General features: G+C 56.3%; 14 protein-coding genes and 1 tRNA gene. 10 read left to right on the top strand and 5 right to left on the bottom strand.

What is annotated here, in order from left to right:
- Window positions 1-39: 39 nt before the first annotated feature.
- The 4 genes from V7080_RS05570 to aat all read right to left on the bottom strand — a co-directional run bounded on the left by V7080_RS05570 (window position 40) and on the right by aat (window position 3,798).
- On the bottom strand, window positions 40-1,083 hold the full coding sequence (locus V7080_RS05570; RefSeq protein WP_334187430.1) for an aldo/keto reductase: 1,044 nt from the start codon (window positions 1,081-1,083) through the stop codon (window positions 40-42).
- Between the two features lie 50 nt (window positions 1,084-1,133).
- Complete coding sequence (locus tag V7080_RS05565) at window positions 1,134-2,177, bottom strand: quinone-dependent dihydroorotate dehydrogenase (RefSeq protein WP_334187417.1); 1,044 nt, start codon at window positions 2,175-2,177, stop codon at window positions 1,134-1,136.
- A 92-nt stretch (window positions 2,178-2,269) separates the two neighbouring features.
- Entirely contained in the window at window positions 2,270-2,995 is a 726-nt protein-coding gene (locus V7080_RS05560) for an arginyltransferase (RefSeq protein ID WP_334187416.1), read from the bottom strand.
- A gap of 80 nt (window positions 2,996-3,075) precedes the next feature.
- Window positions 3,076-3,798, bottom strand: a complete 723-nt coding sequence (gene aat, locus V7080_RS05555) for a leucyl/phenylalanyl-tRNA--protein transferase (RefSeq protein ID WP_334187415.1) — start codon at window positions 3,796-3,798, stop codon at window positions 3,076-3,078.
- A gap of 185 nt (window positions 3,799-3,983) precedes the next feature.
- Between aat and V7080_RS05550 the strand changes: the two genes are divergently transcribed.
- Window positions 3,984-5,186, top strand: coding sequence for an ammonium transporter (locus V7080_RS05550; RefSeq protein ID WP_334187429.1), 1,203 nt, complete (start codon window positions 3,984-3,986; stop codon window positions 5,184-5,186).
- Window positions 5,187-5,336: 150 nt separating this feature from the next.
- On the opposite strand, the gene V7080_RS05545 is transcribed toward V7080_RS05550, so the two are convergent.
- A complete protein-coding gene (locus V7080_RS05545) occupies window positions 5,337-5,912 on the bottom strand; it encodes an NUDIX hydrolase (RefSeq protein ID WP_334187414.1) in 576 nt (191 codons plus the stop codon).
- 116 nt (window positions 5,913-6,028) lie between these two features.
- Between V7080_RS05545 and V7080_RS05540 the strand changes: the two genes are divergently transcribed.
- From V7080_RS05540 to V7080_RS05500, 9 genes are all read left to right on the top strand, one after another.
- Window positions 6,029-6,105: transfer RNA gene (locus V7080_RS05540), tRNA-Met, on the top strand.
- Between the two features lie 170 nt (window positions 6,106-6,275).
- Window positions 6,276-7,121: an SMC-Scp complex subunit ScpB gene (gene scpB, locus V7080_RS05535; protein WP_334187413.1), complete on the top strand. Its 846-nt coding sequence runs from the start codon at window positions 6,276-6,278 to the stop codon at window positions 7,119-7,121.
- Window positions 7,108-8,655: a 23S rRNA pseudouridine(2605) synthase RluB gene (gene rluB, locus V7080_RS05530; RefSeq protein WP_334187412.1), complete on the top strand. Its 1,548-nt coding sequence runs from the start codon at window positions 7,108-7,110 to the stop codon at window positions 8,653-8,655. Before scpB ends, rluB begins: the two co-directional genes overlap by 14 nt.
- A 276-nt stretch (window positions 8,656-8,931) precedes the next feature.
- Window positions 8,932-9,417, top strand: a complete 486-nt coding sequence (gene rimP / locus V7080_RS05525) for a ribosome maturation factor RimP (protein WP_334187411.1) — start codon at window positions 8,932-8,934, stop codon at window positions 9,415-9,417.
- On the top strand, window positions 9,414-10,973 hold the full coding sequence (gene nusA, locus V7080_RS05520; RefSeq protein ID WP_334187410.1) for a transcription termination factor NusA: 1,560 nt from the start codon (window positions 9,414-9,416) through the stop codon (window positions 10,971-10,973). Before rimP ends, nusA begins: the two co-directional genes overlap by 4 nt.
- 56 nt (window positions 10,974-11,029) lie before the next feature.
- Complete coding sequence (infB, locus tag V7080_RS05515; protein ID WP_334187409.1) at window positions 11,030-13,849, top strand: translation initiation factor IF-2; 2,820 nt, start codon at window positions 11,030-11,032, stop codon at window positions 13,847-13,849.
- Window positions 13,850-13,941: 92 nt separating this feature from the next.
- Entirely contained in the window at window positions 13,942-14,328 is a 387-nt protein-coding gene (gene rbfA, locus V7080_RS05510; RefSeq protein ID WP_334187408.1) for a 30S ribosome-binding factor RbfA, read from the top strand.
- 42 nt (window positions 14,329-14,370) lie between these two features.
- Window positions 14,371-15,303 (top strand): tRNA pseudouridine(55) synthase TruB, encoded by a 933-nt coding sequence (gene truB, locus V7080_RS05505; RefSeq protein ID WP_334187407.1) that lies wholly within the window; start codon window positions 14,371-14,373, stop codon window positions 15,301-15,303.
- Between the two features lie 162 nt (window positions 15,304-15,465).
- A partial coding sequence (locus V7080_RS05500) for a GTP-binding protein (RefSeq protein WP_334187428.1) occupies window positions 15,466-15,611 on the top strand: 146 nt, incomplete at its 3' end.

Below are 15,611 nucleotides of genomic sequence, written 5' to 3'. Positions count from 1 at the left end.
CTTGAACTTAATCGAGAAAGGTCTGAGTGCAGGATTTTTTTACTGGCCCGGGTTGGTCATCTCTAGATGAATGGCGTTGATGGCATCAACGACGCTGCCAGGAAGTTGGATCGACAATGCGTCGATATTTTCCTGCAGCTGTTGAAGATTTGTTGCGCCGATAATGGTTGACGCGACGAACCAGCGTGAATAGCACCACGCAAGCGCAAGCTGCGTTGGCGTCATGCCGTTCGAGCGAGCCAGTTCGGTGTAGCGACGCGCTGCATTGAATACCGATGGCCTCAGGTAGCGCGGGCTCCAGTTTGGCGGGAAGATGGTCAATCGTCCGTGAGCCTTCGGATCGTCCAGATATTTCGCCGTAAGCTGGCCGAATGCGAGCGGACTGTAAGCCAGCAATCCGACGTTTTCACGGTAACAGGCTTCATCCAAGCCGGACTCATAGCTTCGATTCACCAGGTTGTAGGCGTTCTGAATCGAGGCAATCCGGGGGAAGCCCTTGGATTCCGCCAGCTTGATGAATTCACACACGCCCCAGGCAGTTTCGTTGGACACGCCGATATGGCGAATTTTTCCGGCCTTAACCAAGGCATCCAATGCTTCCAGTGTCGCCTCGATCTCAACATGCGGCCGTTCCTTTTCGGGATTGAAGCTCAGCTGACCGAAAATAGGCGCATTGCGGCTTGGCCAATGTAATTGGTACAAATCGATGTAATCTGTTTGCAAGCGTTGCAGGCTGCTGTCAACCGCTGCGCGCAGGTTCTCCGCATCGAAATCCGTCTGGCCATTGCGTATCCAGCCGAATCCCCGTGACGGCCCGGCTGCTTTGGTCGCCAGGATCACCTTGCTCCGATTGCCGGATTTTTTCAGCCATGTGCCGATGTAGCGTTCGGTCAAGCCTTGCGTTTCAGCGCGTGGCATGACGGGATACATCTCTGCGGCATCAATGAAATTGATGCCGCGTTCGAGAGCATAATCAAGTTGGCCGTGCGCCTCGGCTTCGGTATTTTGCTCGCCGAAGGTCATCGTTCCGAGACAGATTTTGGATACGGTTAAATCGCTTGTGCCGAGTCGAATTGTTTGCATGCTGATCGCTGAGTTTGTATGGGGGTGATGATGCGAAGTCGAACAATACTTTAACGTGATTTCCGCAATGCCGCTGCGCACTCCCTTATTAGGGCCGGTCCGCGGTAGATCAAACCGGTATATACCTGGACCAGCGACGCACCTGAATCAATCTTCGCCTGCGCATCTTTCCCGGAAAAGATGCCGCCAACACCAATGATGGGTAATGCATCGCCAATCTCCTTTTTCAGTTGGCGGATTACCGCATTCGACAGTTCGAATACCGGCGCGCCGGATAATCCTCCCGCCTCTTCCGCGTGCTGCATCCCTTGCACCGCGCTGCGCGAGATCGTCGTGTTAGTGGCAATCACGCCATCGATCTTGTGCCTGACCAACGCATCGGCAATCGTCTTGACCTGTTCCGCATCGACGTCCGGCGCAATTTTCAGTGCAACGGGAACATAGCGCATATGCTGGTCGGCAAGGCGATGCTGCTTGTCTTTCAGTTTCGACAGCAGAGCATCCAGCTCGGATGACTGCTGCAATTGACGAAGATTCTTCGTGTTTGGAGAAGAAATGTTCACCGTGACGTAATGCGCAAAGGGATACACTTTCTCCAGGCAATGCACGTAATCGTCTGCTGCGCGTTCCAGCGGTGTATCGGCGTTCTTGCCGATGTTGAGCCCTAGTACGCCTTCCTTGTTCTGGTAAAACCGGGATGCCTGCACGTTTGAAACGAATGCGTCCACACCACCATTATTGAAACCCATCCGGTTGATGATGGCATTGGCTTTCGGAAGGCGAAACATTCGCGGCCGGGGGTTGCCGGGCTGTGCCCTTGGTGTAACCGTTCCTATTTCAATGAAACCGAATCCGAGCGATGCGAGGCCGTCGATATAGGCGCCATCCTTATCAAGACCCGCGGCGAGGCCGACCGGATTCGGAAAAACGATGTCCATGACCTTTCGCGGGTCGGCTTTCGGACGAGGTAACACTTTCGTCAATCCGATTCCGGCCGCCTGTCTCAAATACGGCAGGGTCAGGTTGTGTGCGGCTTCCGGATCGAGAGAAAAGAGGAAGGGACGAGCTAGTGCGTAGAAAAGTTTATCAGGCATAGGTTGCAGGATCTGACCGGCCGCATGAAACGCACAGGGATCATGCGAAGCCAAGGCGCGGATTTGCCGAGACGAAAACCGCTATTCTAACGTCAGAACCAGTCTTCCCATTTCCCGTTTCTCAGCGCTTCCAGTGGCTTGAAATTGACCTTGTACGCCATCTTGGGACTGTCCTGAATCCAATACCCCAAATAGACGAATGGAATATCGAGTCGCCGTGCCTGTTCTATCTGCCACAGAACGTTATACGTGCCATACGATGCGCCGCTTACATCCGGATCATAGAAGGTGTACACCGACGAGAGGCCGTCACTCAGGATGTCGATAATGCTCACCATGCGCAGCGTGCCGTCCGCTTCGCGGAATTCCACCAGGCGTGTGTTGACTTTGCTCTGGAGCAGGAACTGCGCATATTGATCACGACTGTCCTGATCCATGCCGCCGCCGGCGTGTCGCGCAGCCTGGTAGCGCAGATATAGATCGTAGTGTTCGGGAACGTAAGCGAGATTGGTCACCCAGGTTGTTAAATTCTGGTGTTTGGCCCAAGCCCGGCGCTGGCTGCGACTTGTCGCAAACGCACTGGTTTTCACCCTGACCGGCACACATGCCTGGCAACCATCGCAATAGGGCCGGTAGGTGAAAATGCCGCTACGCCTGAATCCGTTCTTGACCAGCTCGGAATAGACGTCGGCGTTGATGAGATGCGACGGTGTTGCGACCTGAGAACGTGCCTGACGCTCGTCAAGGTAGCTGCAAGGGTAAGGGGCAGTTGCATAGAACTGCAGAGTGGCGAACGGTAGGTCTTTTAAATGCGTCATTTACGTCTAACCTAGCTGCGATGCTGACAACGGTAATTTACACCGTTAGACCACACGACATAAGTGTTTTTCTCAACAAGTCAAAATAAATTTGGCACCTTCCATTGTTCAATGGGATGCTGGCTGATGGCCATCCTTAGATGAGCCAAGAATTCGGCCCGCGATACCGGAGAGGCGCCGAGTGATGCCAGATGAGAGGTCTCTTGTTGGCAGTCGATCATCTTCACCTCATGTTTTTTCAGAAATGAAACCAAATACGTCAACGCCACTTTTGACGCATCGCTAACACGCGCGAACATCGACTCGCCGTAGAACATTTTCCCGATTGCTATTCCATACGCTCCACCGACCAATACGCCGTCCAGCCATATCTCCGAAGAGTGTGCATAACCCAAACGATGCAGGGCCGTGTAGCTCTGGACGATCTCTTCGGAAATCCAGGTGCCGCCGCTTTCTCCGCGTGGTGCCGCACAGGCCCGCATTACTTCCTCGAACGCACTATCGAAGCGGACCTGCCATCGGCCATCGGTGTGCATGCTGTTGTGAACCTTTTTCAAGGTTTTTTTAAGGCTATGCGAAACCACAAAGTGATCTGTCATCAAGACCATGCGCGGATCCGTACTCCACCAAAGGATGGGCTGCCCTGCGGAATACCAGGGAAATACTCCATGGCAATAGGCGTCCAATAGCCGTTGCGGTGAGAGATCTCCACCCGCGGCGAGCAAGCCAGGCGCCCCGTCTTTTTCAGTCAACGCCTTCGACACATCAGGGAATGGCGTATCGCTACCCAGCCACGGAATCACGTCGCCTCCCCAAAGTAGAACAACATTTCGCACCTACTTGGTACGCACGAGGAGTGTTGAAGTTTCATGAAATTAATACTGTTTATAAATCAATGACTTGCAAATTTGCACTAAAATGGAACAACTTTTGCTTCCATGGTGCAATCAATTTCAAGCATGCACATTTATTGGGAGGTTTTAGGAAAATGGATTCGCTAAAAAGTGGCGCCGACGCCCTGTTCATTCTACTCGGGGCGATTATGATTTTAGCAATGCATGCAGGATTTGCATTTCTCGAACTCGGTACGGTGAGAAAGAAAAACCAGGTTAACGCATTGGTAAAAATTCTTGTCGATTTTGCCGTGTCTACAATTGCGTATTTCTTCGTTGGCTATAGCATTGCCTATGGCGTCGGTTTTTTCTCCGATGCAGAAACGCTTGCGGCAAAAAACGGTTTTGAACTTGTAAAGTTCTTCTTTTTGCTCACGTTTGCGGCAGCCATACCCGCCATTATTTCAGGCGGCATCGCAGAGCGTGCCAAATTCTATCCCCAGATAGTTGCAACCGCCTTGCTGGTCGGCCTTGCATACCCGTTTTTCGAGGGCATTGTATGGAATCAGCGTTTTGGAATCCAAGCCTGGCTGAAAGAAGCATTTTCCGCCGAGTTCCATGACTTTGCCGGTTCCGTGGTTGTGCATGCAGTAGGCGGGTGGGCGGCATTGCCTGCCATCCTCTTGCTTGGCGCCCGGCGAGGGCGGTATTCAAAAGATGGCGCGATTTCCGCACATCCGCCGTCGAACATACCTTTTCTCGCCCTCGGCGCATGGATTCTTGCGGTTGGCTGGTTCGGCTTCAATGTGATGAGCGCACAAACCCTGGACAAGATGAATGGCCTCGTCGCACTAAACTCCCTCATGGCCATGGTTGGCGGCACGCTGGTGGCTCTGATCGCGGGGAGGAATGATCCCGGCTTCGTTTATAACGGTCCCTTGGCTGGGTTGGTTGCCGTATGCGCAGGCTCGGATCTGATGCATCCGCTCGGAGCGCTGGTGACTGGTGGCGTAGCGGGCGGGGTGTTCGTGTGGATGTTCACTTTGACGCAGAACAAGTGGAAGATCGACGACGTGTTGGGAGTCTGGCCTCTGCACGGGCTGTGTGGTGCGTGGGGTGGTATCGCCGCCGGCATATTCGGTCAGAAGGCGTTAGGTGGAATCGGTGGCGTGGCGTTTATGTCGCAACTCGTCGGTACGGCGATGGGAGTCGTTATCGCCGTCATTGCGGGCGCAGTGATCTATGGGGCGTTGAAGATCCTGGTCGGCATTCGTCTGAATCCCGAGGAGGAATTCGATGGCGCGGACCTGTCAATTCACAGGATCAGCGCAACGGCAGAACGGGAAACCAACTGGTAAATGCTGTTCTTCCCGGTGCCGATAAGCTCGCAAGATATCGAGACGCTGCTGCACCTGCTGCTGTTCACGGGAGGCGCTCGGCGAGCGCCTCCCGCGTGCAGGCTCTATGATGAATGACCATGACCTGCTCGCGATATTTCCAATAGCCTGCTAGCCGGGTTGCCGCAGCTTTTTGGTAATGTCGTGCGTGTGCAGTTCATAGGCGCCCTCGCCACTTTTTACCTTCTTCAGATCAGAGAAATATGACTGGAGTGTGTAGGCAACTGTGGGGAACGCAATGTCTTCCCAGGGAATTTCTTCTTCCGAGAAAAGCTTTACCTCGAGGCTTTCGATTCCCGCTTCATAGTTCAAGTCAAGTAGCGTTGCCCGATAAAACATGTGCACCTGATGTACATGAGGCACGTTCAACAGCGAAAAGAGGCCGTGTAACTCAATACGCGCCCCGGCTTCTTCCAGCGTTTCGCGTCGCGCCGCTTCGGAGGTGGTTTCGTCATTCTCCATAAAACCGGCCGGTAACGTCCAGTAACCCAGTCGTGGTTCGATCGCACGCTTGCACAGGAGGACGCGGGATTCGCCATCGTGTTCCCACGCCGGGATTGATCCAATGACCATTTTTGGGTTCTGATAATGAATGACGCCGCACTGTTCGCATACATAGCGAAGTCGGTTGTCATCGGTCGGTACGATCAACGAAACGGGATGGGCGCATTCTGAGCAAAATTTCATGGACTTGAGCTTTATATGAGCTGATCAAATCAGGATGCTGAAGTTTAGCATTCGTCCGAGACCCACGATTAAATTTGCTTTAGAAGCTGACACCAGATATACTTCATTTCTTCAGACGCGGGGTGGAGCAGTCTGGCAGCTCGTCGGGCTCATAACCCGAAGGTCGCAGGTTCAAATCCTGCCCCCGCAACCAAGTCTAAGCGTCGTAAGTCTTTATATTCCCGCCCAGCATTACACCTCCTCTAAATCGGGCGCCGGAAAGCAGCATCAACAGGTTCTCCCCTAACCGGACAAGCATCGGTGCCGCTTGTCGTTGAGTACAGCATCTGCAATTGTTAATAAACAAAACAAACAAACGTGCACATGAATACCGTTGAGGCAAAGAAAGTCCTCGAAACCGCATTGCTTTGCGCGCATGAGCCGCTGTCCATCAGCGACATGAAAAAGCTGTATCTCGAAGCGGGCGAGGGCGGCGACGGTATTGGTGCCGATACGATCAAGTTAATGCTGGAAGAGTTACGGGCAGATTGGGCAGATAAAGGCATCGAAATTGTCAGTCTCTCGACCGGTTGGCGCTTCCAGAGCCGTCCGGAGATGAAGAAGTACCTTGAGCGGCTAAACCCCGAAAAGCCGCCCCGCTATTCGCGTGCAACGATGGAGACGCTGGCTATCATTGCCTATCGCCAGCCCGTCACGCGTGGCGACATCGAAGAAATACGCGGCGTTGCCGTGAATTCCCAAACGATCAAGATGCTTGAAGACCGTGGATGGATCGAAGCGATCGGTCATCGGGATGTTCCCGGACGTCCTGCCTTGTTCGCGACAACCAGGCAATTTCTGGATGATCTCGGCCTGACCTCTCTCGACCAGTTGCCGCCGCTGCAGCAATTAAGCAAGGGGGACATGCAGAGCGGCGTATTGGCGGAAATGCAAGCTCTTGAAAACGATATTCAGGCCAGCCTAGATCAGGCCGCCATGAACTTTACGGCAAACGCCGATGTCGACATGCAGACTGAATCTGCTGCAGCCGATATCGAAATGCCACATTCGACTGAAAACATCCAATCCGAAGACGCTCACTCCCAGTCCATACCTTCCGCTTCACCGCCTGACGTTGAAGCTTCCTCCTCCCCCGATCCTGTGCTCGAATCGCAAGTTGATGCTGCGTCAGGTCAGCGCAACCAAGAATCTGATAATGAAACCACGTAATCCCAATGAACCATTGCCAGCCGTGACCGCGGCTCCTTCCCCATCAGAGTCCACAGATTTGCCCCGGCAAGGCGATGGCTTGCCCGTCGATGCGGGTGATGCGTCATCGGACGGCAAGACCAGGCCGGTGAAGCGAGGGGTGCGTGGACCGCGAAGCCTGCGTCGTGCGCGGACGTCAAAAGTCGTTGAGACGGAAGCGCCCGCCGCCATCGATAGCGGCGAGCCGAAAGAGCAAACGCCGGGCAGCGCACCTGTGGTCGGCAAGCCGCGTGGCGAAAAGACTGTACGCAAGAGCGCGGACCGTCCGGGTAACAAGCCCGGACAAAAGCCCCGCCAGGGCGGTCGGTCGACCAATGACGGATCGCAGTCGAAGGGAAAACGACCAGACGCTGATGATGTGTTCTCGTTTGTGACCTCCGACGCATTCGATGTGGTTGCCGGTGGAGAGGACGCAGCGCGTAATGCGCCGAAAGCCGCACGGCGTGACCTGACTGCGGAAGATGACGCTCCCAAATTGCACAAGGTCCTTGCCGAGGCAGGCTTGGGCTCACGCCGCGACATGGAAGAACTGATCATTGCCGGACGGGTGTCGGTAAATGGCGAGCCGGCCCATATCGGGCAGCGTATTCTCCCGACGGACCAGGTTCGTATCAATGGGAAGTTGATTCAACGCAAGGTGAGCAAGCGGCCGCCACGCGTGCTGGTATATCACAAGCCAGCCGGCGAAATTGTCAGCACCAGCGATCCGGAAGGGCGTCCATCCGTGTTTGATCGCCTGCCGAACATGAAGGCAGCGAAATGGCTGGCGGTCGGACGGCTGGATTTCAATACCGAAGGCTTGTTGCTATTTACAACCTCCGGCGACCTTGCAAACCGGTTAATGCATCCGCGCTATGGCATCGAGCGGGAATATGCGGTGCGTACGCTCGGTGAGTTGGAAGAGGGCATGCGCCAGAAATTGCTCAGCGGAGTGGAACTGGAAGACGGAATGGCCCAGTTCTCCAAAATCACCGATGGTGGTGGCGACGGCGTTAACCGCTGGTATCGGGTAACGATCGGTGAAGGACGTAACCGGGAAGTCCGGCGCATGTTTGAAGCGATCGGCTTGACGGTTTCGCGCCTGATTCGTACCCGTTACGGCGTCATGACACTCCCGCGTGGTTTGAAGCGCGGACGCTGGGAAGAGTTGGAAGACAATGCGGTACGCGATCTCTTGAGTTTGAGCGGCCTGGAAAAAATAGCCGGCAGTTCGCAGGGAAAAGCGCGTCCGGAGCGCGGCGAACGGCAGCCTGATCGCAACGGCAATGTCAGGTTCGGCAGTGATTCGACACAGAACCGCGGCAGGGATGGGGCGCGCGGTCAGGGTCAGGGGCGTAGCGAAAGTCGCGGGCCGGGGCAATCGCGCGGCCGGCAGCCAGACCCTTTGCAGACCGCTCTTGGCTTTCCCGGTATGGGACAGCCGCGGCGGAATGGCGGTCAGCCTCGGAATGGATCAGGTATGTCGGGAATGCCGCGCCGTCGCACGAAGGGTTGATGCCTATTGTGGTTCCATCGTCGAAATGGCGATGATTCGCGTTCCTAAATTAATCGCCGCGCTCCGCTTTTCACATTGCGGAGCGCCAGATTATTGTTTATAATTAGTTAGTTAACAGATGTTGCTATCGCGGCGAGCGCTCGCCGAATCCTTCGGGGTGTACGTAGGAGCAGATGGCGGTTGATTATAAAAAGATGGGCAGATGCCCATTTTTTTTTTGTTAAACGCATTGCCGCAAAGAATTGCGGCCTTGGCAATGTTAGACGGAGAATCGCCTTGCGGTTGTGGGACTTGATTGAAAAAACCGTTGTCGGCATGGGCTATGAGCTGGTCGATCTGGAGCATGGCGCTCATGGATTGGTGCGTGTGTATATCGACGTGATCGCCGACGATGCCGAAGATGGGCGCATTACCGTGGAAGACTGCGAAAAGGTCAGCCATCAGCTGTCGCATTTGCTGACGGTGGAGAATGCGCAGTACGAAAGGCTGGAGGTGTCGTCACCTGGCCTGGACCGGCCGCTGAAGAAAATTTCCGATTACGCACGTTTCGCCGGACAGGAAGCGGTCGTCAAGCTGCGTATGCCGATGCCAGGCGCGGCCAACCGCAAATCGTTTCAAGGCATTTTGCATGCCCCGGAGGGCGACAAGCTAAAGCTTGAGTTCGAAGGAAAAGATGGGCCGGCGATGCTGGAATTTACGCTCGCCGACGTTGATAAGGCACGCCTGGTGCCGAAAGTGGATTTTAGGAGTCGCAAAGCATGAGTCGCGAAGTATTGTTGCTGGTCGATGCGCTGGCACGTGAAAAAAACGTCGATAAGGAGATCGTCTTCGGGGCGCTCGAACACGCGCTAGCGCAGGCGACCAAGAAGCGCTACGAAGGCGAGGTGGATGTGCGCGTCTCCATCGATCGCGAGACTGGAGAATTCGAGTCGTTCCGCCGCTGGCACGTCGTGCCGGACGAAGCCGGACTCCAGTTGCCGGACCAGGAAGTACTGCACTTCGAGGCAAAGGAACAGATTCCCGATATCGAGGTCGACGATTACATTGAAGAGCCGATTGAATCTGTTGATTTCGGTCGCCGTTTCGCCCAGGACACCAAGCAGGTTGTTTTGCAACGCATACGCGATGCCGAGCGTGAACAGATCCTGACCGATTTTCTTGAGCGTGGCGATGCCTTGGTAACCGGTACGATCAAGCGTATGGAACGCGGCGATGCAATCGTGGAATCGGGGAAAATCGAAGCACGTTTGCCGCGCGATCAGATGATTCCAAAAGAAAATCTTCGGATCGGGGATCGGGTAAGGGCCTTCATCTTGCGCATTGACCGCAATGCCCGCGGACCGCAAGTCATCCTGTCGCGCACGGCGCCGGAATTCATCATGAAGTTGTTCGAGCTGGAAGTGCCGGAAATCGAACAGGGCCTGCTTATTATTAAGTCGGCGGCGCGTGATCCGGGCATCCGCGCAAAGATTGCAGTGTTTACCAATGACAAGCGTATTGATCCGATCGGTACCTGTGTCGGGATGCGCGGATCGCGTGTGCAAGCCGTGACCGGTGAACTTGGCGGTGAGCGCGTGGATATCGTGCTGTGGTCAGAGGATCCTGCCCAGTTCGTTATCGGTGCATTGGCGCCCGCGAATGTTTCTTCCATCGTCGTTGACGAGGAAAAGCATGCGATGGATGTGGTTGTGGACGAAGAAAATCTGGCGATTTCGATTGGTCGCGGTGGCCAAAACGTTCGTCTGGCATCGGAATTGACCGGCTGGCAGATCAATATCATGACGGCGGAAGAGTCGGCCGACAAATCTGCGGCGGAAACAGCGGTGGTGCGTGCACTGTTCATGGAAAAACTGGATGTCGACCAGGAGGTTGCCGATATTCTTGTGGAAGAAGGCTTCGCCAGCCTTGAAGAGATCGCATACGTGCCGATCAACGAAATGCTGGATATCGAAGCGTTTGACGAGGATACCGTCAATGAGCTGCGCAACCGTGCCCGCGATGCATTGGTGACCGAAGCGATTGCCTCGGAAGAAGGGTTGGAGGGCATGGAAGACGCCCTGGTCAATCTCGAGGGGATGGATCGCGTGACCGCCGGCAAACTCGGGCTTGCCGGTATCAAGACGGTGGAAGCATTTTCCGGGCTTGCGTATGACGAATTTGGCGCCATCCTGGCATTGCCTGTGGAACGCGCCCGGCAACTGATTGACAATGAATTTGAAGATGTGACCGACGACGAGATGAGGCTTATCGACGCCAAATACGATGATCGTGCCAAGGCCCTGCAGGCCAAGGCTTGGGATCTCGCAGCGGTGAAGTGATCCGCATGCAATCCCCATCGTTATCATTTGTCGTGTCACATAGAAAAGAGGACTGAATGGCGAGTAACAACGTAGCCCAATTTGCCACCGAACTGAAGATGCCGGCTGATTTGCTGTTGACCCAGTTGCGCGCGGCGGGCGTCGAAAAGAGTTCGACGTCGGATCCGCTGTCCAAGGACGACAAGGACAAGCTGTTGACCCATCTGCGTCGTGCACATGGTGTCGCACCGGAGGGCGAAAAGCGCAAGATTACGCTGACACGCAAGGAAACGACGGAAATCAAGCAGGCTGACGCGAGTGGCAAATCGCGCACCATTCAGGTGGAGGTGCGCAAGAAGCGTACGTTCATCAAGCGGGATGAACCGATTGCCGAGGCGCCGCCGCCTGTCGAGACGCCCGTCGCACCGGTGATCGATGAAGCGGAAGTGGCCCGCCGTGCCGAAGAGGCGCGTCGCCAGGCCGAGCTGATCGCCCGCCAGGAAGCCGATTTGCGAGAGAAGCAGGAGCGACTGGCCAAGCTGGAAGCCGAGAAAGAAGCTCAGGCCAAGGCAATGCAGCAGGCGCAACTGGCCGAACAGAAGGAAGCTGCCGCACGAGCGAAGGCAGAATCTGCCGCGACGGCCTCAGTGGCCGAGGCCGAGCAGCGCGCTGCGGCGGAAGAGGCGAAGAAAAAGGCTGCCGCCCTGGAAGCGAAGCAGGCTGCCGAACGGGCCGCGGCGACTGAACTGGCCCGCAAGGCCGTAGCCGATGAAGTCGCCCAGATCAAGGCGATGATGAATGCTCCGCGCAAGGTGATGAAGGCGCCGGAACCGGCACCAGCTCCCGCACCTGCCGCGGCAAAAGCGGCGGAAGGCACCCTGCACAAGCCGGCAGACAAGAAGCCTGCAGACAAGAAAGATGACAAGAAACCGGCCGTAGGCGACAAGAAGTCGATCAAATCCGCCAACGTGGCATCTACCTGGCAGGACGACGCCAAGAAGCGCAATGCAATCAAGACCCGCGGCAACGGTACGCCCGGCACGACTGGTCGTGACGGATGGCGTAGCGGTCCGAAAGGGCGTCGCTCATCGCATGGCGACGATCAGCGCGAGAGCAACTTCCAGGCGCCGACCGAGGCAGTGGTTAAGGATGTGCATGTTCCCGAGACCATCACCGTGGCCGAACTGGCGCACAAGATGTCCGTGAAGGCATCCGAAGTCATCAAGCATTTGATGAAGCTCGGCCAGATGGTCACCATCAACCAGGTGCTCGATCAGGAAACAGCAATGATCCTGGTGGAGGAAATGGGCCATAAGGCGTATGCCGCCAAACTGGATGATCCTGAGGCATTGCTGGAAGAAAGCGGCACGCATGCGGATGTGGAAGAATTGCCGCGCGCACCGGTGGTTACCGTAATGGGCCACGTCGACCACGGCAAAACCTCGCTGCTGGACTCGATACGGCGCGCCAAGGTGGCGGCCGGCGAAGCGGGCGGCATCACGCAGCATATCGGCGCCTATCACGTCGAGACACCACGCGGCATCATCACCTTCCTGGATACGCCGGGTCACGAAGCATTTACCGCGATGCGTGCGCGTGGTGCGAAGGCAACCGACATCGTCATTCTGGTGGTGGCGGCAGATGACGGCGTCATGCCGCAGACGAAGGAAGCGATTGCGCATGCGAAGGCGGCTGGTGTGCCTATCGTTGTCGCAATCAACAAGATCGACAAGCAGGGTGCGAACCTTGACAGGGTAAAGCAGGAACTGGTTGCCGAGCAGGTGGTGCCGGAAGAATACGGCGGCGAGTCGCCGTTCATCCCGGTATCCGCCAAGACAGGTGAGGGCATCGACACCTTGCTCGAAAACGTGCTGCTGCAGGCCGAAGTGCTGGAACTGAAGGCGCCGGTAGATGCGCATGCCAAAGGCCTCGTCATCGAAGCCAAGCTCGACAAGGGTCGCGGACCGGTTGCTACCGTCCTCGTTCAGTCGGGTACGTTGAAGCGCGGCGACGTGGTTCTGGCCGGCTCGTCCTATGGGCGCGTGCGTGCGATGCTGGACGAAAACGGCAAGAGCATCGCGGAAGCAGGTCCGTCGATTCCCGTCGAGATCCAGGGTCTGACCGAAGTGCCGGCAGCCGGTGAGGAAGTGATGGTGATGTCGGACGAGCGCAAGGCGCGTGAGATCGCCCTGTTCCGTCAAGGCAAGTTCCGCGATGTGAAACTGGCGAAACAGCAGGCCGCGAAACTGGAAAATATGTTCGAGCAGATGGCGGAAGGTGAGGTGAAGAACCTGCCGATGATCATCAAGGCCGACGTGCAGGGTTCGCAGGAAGCGTTGGTGCATGCCATGCAGAAGCTCTCGACCAGCGAAGTGCGGGTGCAGGTGGTGCATGCGGCCGTTGGCGGCATCAGCGAATCGGACGTCAATCTCGCGGTGGCATCGAAAGCGGTCATCATCGGCTTCAACACACGCGCAGATGCATCGGCACGCAAGCTGGCCGAAGCCAGCGGCATCGACATCCGCTACTACAACATCATTTACGATGCGGTGGACGAGATCAAGGCTGCCATGTCTGGCATGCTTGCACCGGAGAAGCGCGAGCAGGCACTGGGCCTGGTCGAGATCCGTCAGGTGTTCCTGGTCAGCAAGATCGGCGCGATTGCCGGTTGCTATGTGCTCGATGGCTTGGTCAAGCGCGGTTCCTCGGTTCGCCTGCTGCGCAACAACGTGGTTGTCTGGACCGGCGAACTCGATTCGCTGAAGCGCTTCAAGGATGACGTGAAGGAAGTGAAGGCCGGCTTCGAATGCGGCTTGTCGCTGAAGAACTTCAATGACATCAAGGAAGGCGATCAGCTCGAGGTGTTCGAAGTTCAGGAAGTCGCACGTACGCTGTAATACGCCGTTAGTCAATTAACGCGGCGCAGCTTCTGTAGCCCGGATGAAGTCCAGTGCTTCATCCGGGCTATGATGTTTCAAGGTCCACCATCATGGCTAAACATAGCAAGTCCATTCCAGGTCGCGGCGTTCGCGTCGCCGACCAGATCCAGCGCGATCTCGCCGAAATCATCGCTTACGAACTCAAAGATCCGCGGGTAGGTATGATCACGATCACCGAGGTGCAGGTCACACCGGACTACGCGCACGCAAAGGTGTTCTTCACCATGCTCAACGACACGCCGGAAGCGGTGCAAAACGCCGTTGCCGGCCTCCGCGCAGCGGCGCGCTTCATCCGCGGCCAGCTCGGTCGCCGCCTGACGATACATGCGACGCCGGAGCTTCATTTCGTCCACGATGCTTCGACGGCACGCGGCATTGAACTGTCTAGGCTGATCGATGAAGCCAATGCAACCCGGGCCAAGGATGCAGAAGACTGATCCGGGACGTTTCCTGCCGAAGCCGAGCCGGCTCCTTCCGCCATGACAGTTGCAACAGCGCCAACCAAGAAAGTCCGCCTCCCATTGCACGGAGTGCTGCTGCTGGATAAATCCGCGGGTCATTCCAGCAACGACGTCCTCATCAAGGCGAAGCGGCTGCTGAATGCGCAGAAAGCCGGGCATACCGGCACACTGGACCCTTTTGCGACCGGCCTTCTTCCGCTGTGCTTCGGCGAGGCAACCAAATTCGCGCAGGACCTGCTCGATGCAAGCAAGACGTACGAAGCGGTTGTTCACCTTGGCATCGTTACTGCCACCGGGGATACCGAAGGTGAGGTATTGCAGGTCCGCGATGTCAACATCACATCTGCGCACATCGACGAGGCGCTGGCACGATTCCGGGGGGATATCCGGCAGGTGCCGCCAATGTATTCCGCATTGAAACGGGACGGAAAACCATTGTATGAATACGCGCGCGCAGGCATCACGCTGGAACGGGAAGCAAGGGCAGTCACCATCCATTCCCTTGATTGCATTGACTACAAGGCGCCCTATCTAAGCATCCGTGTTTCGTGTTCCAAGGGAACCTATATTCGCGTACTTGGCGAAGAGATCGGCGAGGCACTTGGCTGCGGCGGGCATCTGCAAGCCTTGAGAAGGACCCGGGTCGGCGAGCTTTCACTGGCCGGCGCACATACCCTGCAATCCATCGACGCCACGCCACAGGAACAGCGCGCAGGCCTGCTTGCGCCGGTGGATGCCTTGCTGTCAACTTTCTCGCCGCTCTCCCTGACGGACGAACTGGCCAGACGTTTTCTCCACGGCCAGCGGCTGGCGCTGGATAAGGAAAATGTCCGGTTGCCGGACCGACCGGAGCGAATGCGGGTCTACCGTGCTTCCGACGGCAAGCTTCTGGGAACAGCGAAATTGATGGAATTCGGCGTACTTGCGCCGGAGCGCTTGATCGTCGCTTAACATCGCTTTCAACGGCGAGGCCGGAATCCGGCCTCGTTTTCATTTAGGCATGACCACCGCCAATGAGCGGAAAGCAACTCCTTGAAATATCAAGTGTTTTCCATTTTAATGCGGCGCAGCATGCTATACTTTCGGGTTTTCCGCATCCAGCCAACCAACACCATGTCAAATTCCAAACGCGCCCTGCGCAACATCGCTATCATCGCCCACGTTGACCACGGCAAGACAACGCTGGTCGACCAATTGCTGCGCCAATCCGGCACCTTCCGCGAGAACCAGCAAGTCGATACCCGCGTGATGGATTCCAA

Origin of the sequence: Noviherbaspirillum sp. (assembly GCF_036846085.1) — a bacterium.
Classification (GTDB): Bacteria; Pseudomonadota; Gammaproteobacteria; order Burkholderiales; family Burkholderiaceae_D; genus Noviherbaspirillum.
This window is presented reverse-complemented; position numbering and strand designations above follow the sequence as displayed.

Bases quoted from the DNA above. Each gene is read 5' to 3' on its own strand.
- V7080_RS05570 (WP_334187430.1), bottom strand. From the start codon at position 1,083: ATGCAAACAATTCGACTCGGCACAAGCGATTTAACCGTATCCAAAATC.
- V7080_RS05565 (WP_334187417.1), bottom strand. From the start codon at position 2,177: ATGCCTGATAAACTTTTCTACGCACTAGCTCGTCCCTTCCTCTTTTCT.
- V7080_RS05560 (WP_334187416.1), bottom strand. From the start codon at position 2,995: ATGACGCATTTAAAAGACCTACCGTTCGCCACTCTGCAGTTCTATGCA.
- V7080_RS05550 (WP_334187429.1), top strand. From the start codon at position 3,984: ATGGATTCGCTAAAAAGTGGCGCCGACGCCCTGTTCATTCTACTCGGG.
- V7080_RS05545 (WP_334187414.1), bottom strand. From the start codon at position 5,912: ATGAAATTTTGCTCAGAATGCGCCCATCCCGTTTCGTTGATCGTACCG.
- scpB (WP_334187413.1), top strand. From the start codon at position 6,276: ATGAATACCGTTGAGGCAAAGAAAGTCCTCGAAACCGCATTGCTTTGC.
- rluB (WP_334187412.1), top strand. From the start codon at position 7,108: ATGAAACCACGTAATCCCAATGAACCATTGCCAGCCGTGACCGCGGCT.
- nusA (WP_334187410.1), top strand. From the start codon at position 9,414: ATGAGTCGCGAAGTATTGTTGCTGGTCGATGCGCTGGCACGTGAAAAA.
- infB (WP_334187409.1), top strand. From the start codon at position 11,030: ATGGCGAGTAACAACGTAGCCCAATTTGCCACCGAACTGAAGATGCCG.
- rbfA (WP_334187408.1), top strand. From the start codon at position 13,942: ATGGCTAAACATAGCAAGTCCATTCCAGGTCGCGGCGTTCGCGTCGCC.
- truB (WP_334187407.1), top strand. From the start codon at position 14,371: ATGACAGTTGCAACAGCGCCAACCAAGAAAGTCCGCCTCCCATTGCAC.